The sequence below is a fragment of the Serratia sp. (in: enterobacteria) genome, from assembly GCF_046715635.1.
Classification (GTDB): domain Bacteria; phylum Pseudomonadota; class Gammaproteobacteria; order Enterobacterales; family Enterobacteriaceae; genus Chania.
Genome location: NZ_JBKJYW010000072.1, coordinates 1 through 5,821, shown reverse-complemented (window position 1 = coordinate 5,821; position 5,821 = coordinate 1). Strand labels below are relative to the sequence as shown.

At 53.6% G+C, this 5,821-nt stretch carries 8 protein-coding genes; 6 read left to right on the top strand and 2 right to left on the bottom strand.

Annotated elements, in window-relative coordinates:
* The coding region (gene fdnG, locus ACLQ7H_RS03505) for a formate dehydrogenase-N subunit alpha (protein WP_411751468.1) at window positions 1-1,645 on the bottom strand (1,645 nt) is incomplete at its 3' end.
* 467 nt (window positions 1,646-2,112) lie between these two features.
* Here fdnG and ACLQ7H_RS03500 point away from each other — a divergent pair.
* Window positions 2,113-2,502, top strand: a complete 390-nt coding sequence (locus ACLQ7H_RS03500; protein ID WP_411751470.1) for a hypothetical protein — start codon at window positions 2,113-2,115, stop codon at window positions 2,500-2,502.
* Between the two features lie 42 nt (window positions 2,503-2,544).
* On the opposite strand, the gene ACLQ7H_RS03495 is transcribed toward ACLQ7H_RS03500, so the two are convergent.
* Window positions 2,545-2,928: a hypothetical protein gene (locus tag ACLQ7H_RS03495; RefSeq protein ID WP_411751467.1), complete on the bottom strand. Its 384-nt coding sequence runs from the start codon at window positions 2,926-2,928 to the stop codon at window positions 2,545-2,547.
* Window positions 2,929-3,152: 224 nt separating this feature from the next.
* On the opposite strand from ACLQ7H_RS03495, the gene ACLQ7H_RS03490 reads away from it, so the two are divergent.
* The 5 genes from ACLQ7H_RS03490 to ACLQ7H_RS03470 all read left to right on the top strand — a co-directional run.
* A complete protein-coding gene (locus tag ACLQ7H_RS03490; protein WP_411751469.1) occupies window positions 3,153-3,575 on the top strand; it encodes a PPC domain-containing DNA-binding protein in 423 nt (140 codons plus the stop codon).
* Window positions 3,576-3,602: 27 nt separating this feature from the next.
* Window positions 3,603-4,181, top strand: coding sequence for an ECF transporter S component (locus ACLQ7H_RS03485; protein ID WP_411751466.1), 579 nt, complete (start codon window positions 3,603-3,605; stop codon window positions 4,179-4,181).
* Window positions 4,181-4,891: an energy-coupling factor transporter transmembrane protein EcfT gene (locus ACLQ7H_RS03480; protein ID WP_411751465.1), complete on the top strand. Its 711-nt coding sequence runs from the start codon at window positions 4,181-4,183 to the stop codon at window positions 4,889-4,891. The genes ACLQ7H_RS03485 and ACLQ7H_RS03480 overlap by 1 nt, the downstream gene beginning before the upstream one ends.
* Window positions 4,876-5,553, top strand: a complete 678-nt coding sequence (locus ACLQ7H_RS03475; protein ID WP_411751464.1) for an energy-coupling factor ABC transporter ATP-binding protein — start codon at window positions 4,876-4,878, stop codon at window positions 5,551-5,553. Before ACLQ7H_RS03480 ends, ACLQ7H_RS03475 begins: the two co-directional genes overlap by 16 nt.
* Window positions 5,547-5,821: ATP-binding cassette domain-containing protein (locus tag ACLQ7H_RS03470; protein WP_411751463.1), on the top strand; the 275-nt coding region annotated here is incomplete at its 3' end. The genes ACLQ7H_RS03475 and ACLQ7H_RS03470, both read left to right, overlap by 7 nt.

Here is a 5,821-nt window from a genome sequence, read left to right as displayed (position 1 = left end):
CCTTATTCTGATCCATCATCTGGAAGTACTTCATGACGTCGTAGGACTGATCCCACTTCGGCAACCAATCAAAGCCCCAGTTATTCTCTTTCTGGGCAGCGTCGCCGTAGAAGCTCTTCATCAGGCTGACGAAGAATTTGGGGTAATTGCTCCAGTAGTTAACCTGGCCAGGCAAAGTGGCTTTTGGCGTATTGGCGGCCATATAGGTAGCCAGATCGGTCTGTTTATCCGAAGGCAGCGTCAGGTAACCCGGCAGGCTGGTGGAAAGCAGGCCAATATCGGTCAATCCCTGAATGTTGGAGTGACCGCGCAGGGCGTTGATGCCACCGCCCGCCATGCCCATGTTGCCGAGCAGCAACTGGATCATCGCCATGGTACGGATGTTCTGCGCGCCGACCGTGTGCTGGGTCCAGCCCAAGGCGTACAGGAAGGTGGTGGTGCGGTCTGCTGCGCTGGTGGAAGCCAGGACTTCACACACTTTCAGGAAATCTTCCTTCGGGGTGCCGCAGATGTTTTCCACCACTTCTGGCGTGTAGCGGCTGACGTGTGCTTTCAGCAGGTTCCAGACGCAACGCGGATGCTGGAGCGTGTCATCACGCAGGGCATAGCCATCTTCACCAAACTGGTAGTTCCAGGTGGTTTTGTCGTACTGACGTTTATTGTCGTCATAACCGCTGAACAAGCCATCTTCAAACGTAAAGTCATCCCGGACCAACAGGTTGGCGTTGGTGTAATGCTTCACATATTCAGCGTTGATCTTGTTGTTGGAAATCAGGTACAGCAAGACGCCCGACAGGAAGGTAATGTCGGTGCCGGAGCGGATCGGCGCGTAGATATCGGCTACCGATGCGGTACGGGTAAAGCGGGGATCGACGACGATTAACGTGGCGTCGTTGTTGTTTTTGGCTTCCATCGCCCAGCGGAATCCCACCGGATGCGCTTCAGCGGCGTTGCCGCCCATCACCATCACAACGTTGGCGTTTTTGATATCAACCCAGTGGTTGGTCATCGCACCGCGACCAAATGTTGGAGCAAGACTTGCTACCGTTGGTCCGTGTCAGACACGCGCTTGGTTATCAACTGCCAGCATGCCCAGCGATCGGACAAACTTTTGCGTCAGCATGCCGGTTTCGTTACTGGCCGCAGAGGCGCATAACATCCCGGTAGAGAGCCAACGGTTTACCGTCACGCCAGCGGCGTTGGTGGCTTCGAAGTTGGCATCCCGGTCATTTTTCATCAGCCTGGCAATGCGGTCAAAGGCCTCATTCCAGCTGATCCGTTGCCACTTGTCTGAGCCAGGCGCGCGATACTCTGGGTAACGCAGGCGGCTATCGCTGTGGATATAGTCCAGCAGGCCGGCGCCTTTCGGGCACAGCGCCCCGCGGTTTACCGGGTGATCCGCGTCGCCTTCGATATGGAAAATCGTCGATTTGGCGTTTTTTGCCCCATCGCCCAGGCTATACATCAATAAACCGCAGCCTACGGAACAGTAGGTACAGGTGTTGCGGGTTTCTTTGGCGCGCAATAGTTTGTAGTTGCGCGTTTCCGCTAACGCAGCCTTGGGCGCGAAGCCTAATGCTGCCACCGTGGTCCCAGCCATCCCGCCAGCGCAGATTTTAAAAAACTGTCTGCGATTGACGTCCATTGCTTTCCCTAATGCTTATCAGTGGTTTTTTAGTCATGGCAAACTAACAGCAATAACCCAAGCGTTATTGAGGGAAATCAATATAAGGGAGAGTTAGCGGAAAAATACTCCTTAATAAGTAGCCAGCGCCGCGGTGAGTAATCCTTAATTTATCGCTCTCAACCGAAATTCTATAAGTGATTAATTTTAACTATTAATTTCAAGTTAAAACTTTATCTGAATATTGTCGATAAACCTGTTTTACCGATTGCCGGGAGAATTATCGACGGTGTTTTGTTACTCATTTCCGAATGGGTATTGTTTTTAAGTGGTTATTTCCTTGCGAAAAATGGCGTTAATTTGGAATTTGCTTCGCAAAATTAACACGCGATCCAATCGAATTGTTGAGTAGTTCGTTTTATGAGCAAAAATAGGTAGGGAACTAGCCGCGAGAATGACGGATAGACTTTTTAAGGACGGAAACCATGATGCAGACCTACTTGACGTTACGTGCGTTGGCGAGGGGGATTAACCCAGAAACGGGGGAGTTCTTGAATCACACCTCGCTGGTTCATTCCCCAGAGACGATCCGGATGTTGTTTGCCCTGGCAGATGAGTTTTACGCCGAACGAGAACGGGTGAAAAAGGTGAAGTTATCACCCGAGGAGCGGCGGCAGAAAAATATTGCCGAGGGTAGGCCCGCCAACTTCAATTTCCCCTGGTCGGAAGAAGATAGGCAACTGTTGGAACAAGGTTACAACGATGGGAAAACGATAGAGGCTTTAAGCGTGGAGTTTGGGCGTTCGCTGCGCGGCATTGCGGTTCAGCTTGAAAAAATGGAGCTGATCACCGAAGAGCAGGCCGCCGCTTATAACTGACCGGGTTAAGCCTCCCTTCAGGAGGCCACTTGTCCGCAAGCTTCAATCTACCGGCGAGGTGGGTAGGCTAACGATGTCCTGATTGTCGTTACCCATCCAATAGACGCCTTCTTTTGCCCAGAATGGGCCTTCGACAAAGTCGAGCAGGTCGGAATACTCTTCGTAGAACTGCTTGCCGTTTCGGTCATACACCCGCATGTAGCCGGAGTAATGCCCGCCATCGCCTGGCATGGTGAAACGTGGAATAAACTCGAAGGTTTTATAATAGCGCACCACATACTGCTGGTTGGGGCTCCACTCTTCGTATCGCAGTGTCCCTTGTTTCCACCACAGGTAACAGCCAGCAATGATTATCACCAGTATCGCTAGCACCACCCAGCGTTTACGCTCGCGTACCAGAGTTTCTTGGCTTTTTATTTTTGGCATCAGTGTTCTTTTAGACCCTTTCCAATTTAGCTTTTGGCCAGCATACCAGCACCGCCGCTTTTACTGACCTATGTCATATACATTGGCCGTATCAATCTCTATCATGCTGCATAACGTCCGAGGTTCGGAGTTATTTGGAGTCACCTCCCTCATGCAGCATCCTACCTTCCCGACGCCATTTCCCTGTTTTCCGTATCACTCAACCCACTGGGGTAAAGGATCTTATCGTGGAGACATCAACGCCGTCTACGGCACGGTTTTATGCTTTGCGTCTGTTACCTCAACAAGACCTGCTGGTTACACTACGTGATTTTATCCGGCAGCAGGATTTGCGTGCCGCTTGGGTCAGTGGTTGCGTCGGCAGCTTGAGCGACGTGGCTTTGCGTTATGCCGGCTGCGAAGGCACCACGTTATTGAGCGGAAAATTTGAAGTGGTCTCACTGATTGGCACGTTGGAGGCCGGAGGCGAACATCTGCATCTGGCGGTGGCCGAGGAGCATGGCCATATGACCGGCGGCCATGTGATGGCAGGTTGCACCGTGCGCACCACGCTCGAATTGGTGATTGGGGAATTGAATGACGTTGTATTTAACCGACAACCTTGCGCGCTTTCGGGCTATGACGAATTAAACGTCAAGCAACGCTAATTTTCCTACTAATTGAGTGAGGTAGTTATGGCACGTAATGGGTTGTCGAGTCAGACGTTGGTGTTGATGGTGATCTCGATTGCCATCAACATGATTGGCGGGCAGTTGGTTTCGATGTTGAAGCTGCCTATTTTCCTCGATTCTATCGGTACCTTGCTGAGTGCAATCCTCGCCGGGCCGATTATCGGTATGTTGACCGGTTTATTGACCAACCTGATCTGGGGCCTGCTCACCGGCCCGATTGCGGCGGCGTTTGCACCGGTGGCGATGGTGATTGGGTTGGTGGCTGGCTTATTGGCGAGCATCGGCTGGTTCCGGACGTTACCGAAAGTGATCCTGAGTGGTGTGGTGATCACCTTGGCCGTGACGATAGTTGCCGTGCCGATCCGTACCTATCTATTCGCCGGGGTCACCGGCAGTGGCGCAGACTTCTTTGTCGCCTATGTGCATTCAATGGGCAGCAACCTGATCGAGTCCGTCGCAATGACCGTGCTGGGGATCAACCTGATAGATAAAGTGCTGGTTGCCATCATTGTCTGGCTATTGGTGCGTAATATGTCGCAGCGAACCTTGCGTAATTTCCCAGCAATGGCCGTCGTGCGTTAATGCACCCGTTTACCTCGCTGGCCCTTTGGCTGGTGCTGGGTACCAGCAGTTTGCTGATGCCGTTTGGCTATCCGTTGCTAGCCTATAGCCTGGCGAGCTTTCTGCTGCTGGTCCTGATGAAAAGCACCCGACATCGCTGGCGCTATGTGGCGTGGGTCATGTTACCCATGGCGGGCGGCTTATGGCTGGTGCATAGCGGTTGGCTGGCGTGGTGGCTACGGGGGGTGGCGCGCGATGAGACTGAAATGCTCAATGCTGCGGCGCTCTGGCTACGCTTGTTGGCGTTGCTAAGTTATGGGCAAATCTGGCTGCAATACGTGCCTCCGCAGCGCGTTATTCGCGCCCTGTTTGCCAGCCGTTTGCCGCTCGGGCTGGCTTACCTGCTGGCGGGGCCGTTGCTGGTTGTCGAACAACTGCGAGCGCAACTGGCTGCGATTTATCAGGTGCAGCTGGCGCGAGGCGTGCCGCTAGACGGTTATTGGTATCAACGATTGCGCTACATTCCGGCATTGGTTATCCCGTTAACCCACAGTGCGTTGAATGATTTAACCGCGCGCAGCACGGCGCTGGATATGCGCGCTTTTCGGCTGCATCCTAGACGCACAACGCTGTGGGCACCGAGCGACAGCCCATTGCAACGTAACGTACGCTATGGCTTGCTGTTGGTGGCGGCATTGGAAATAGGAGCCTGGCTGTGGTTGTGGCACTGAATGCGCTGAGCTTTATTCCTCAAGGTAGTCGCTGGCAGTTGGAAAGCATCGATCTACATTGCGAGGTTCCTGGTTTATATGGCATTAGCGGTGGGAATGGCAGCGGAAAAACCACGCTTGCCCAGCTGTTGGCAGGCTGTTTCCCCGACTTCTTACCCGGCACATTACAGGGTTCAGGACAGGTCCTCGGCGATGAAATAGGTTCGCGCCCGTTGGTTGAAATGGCGCAACAGGTGCAGCTCATTCAACAGGCACCACAGCTGCAACTCTCAGGCTGTACCTTCACGGTCGAAGAGGAGATTGCCTTCGGGCCGGAGAATCTGTGCCTGGATGAAGCCGAGATCTTGGCGCGTATCGAACAGGCGCTGACGTTTACCGATTGCCACGCTTTACGCCATCGTCACCCGGCCACGCTCTCTGGCGGCGAGGCGCAACGGGTGGTGATGGCCTGTGCGCTGGCGATGCGCCCCCGGCTACTACTGCTGGATGAAGCCTTTAGCCGCCTGACACCCGATGCTACCACCAAGCTGTTACAACAGCTGGCCACCTATGCTAACCAGCAGCAGTGCGTGATTTTGCTCTTTGAACGGTCGCTCACCAAGGTTGCCGCTTATTGCCTGCAAACTTGGGCGCTGGAGCAAGGTAGGCTCTCATTATGCTGACGATTGAATCGCTGGACTATCAGTGGCCAGGCGTGAGCGAACCCATCATTAACGGTTTGGATCTCACCATTAGGGCCGGGGAATGGGTGGCCTTGATCGGGGATAACGGCGCCGGGAAATCCACATTATTACGCCTGATGGCCGGGTTGCTAAAACCGACCGGCGGCAAGGTTCTCTTACAGGGGCAAAATATTGCCACCCTTAAAGCGGCACAGCGTGCGCCGTTGCTGGGGGTATTATTTCAGGAAGCGGAACGGCAGATCTTTCG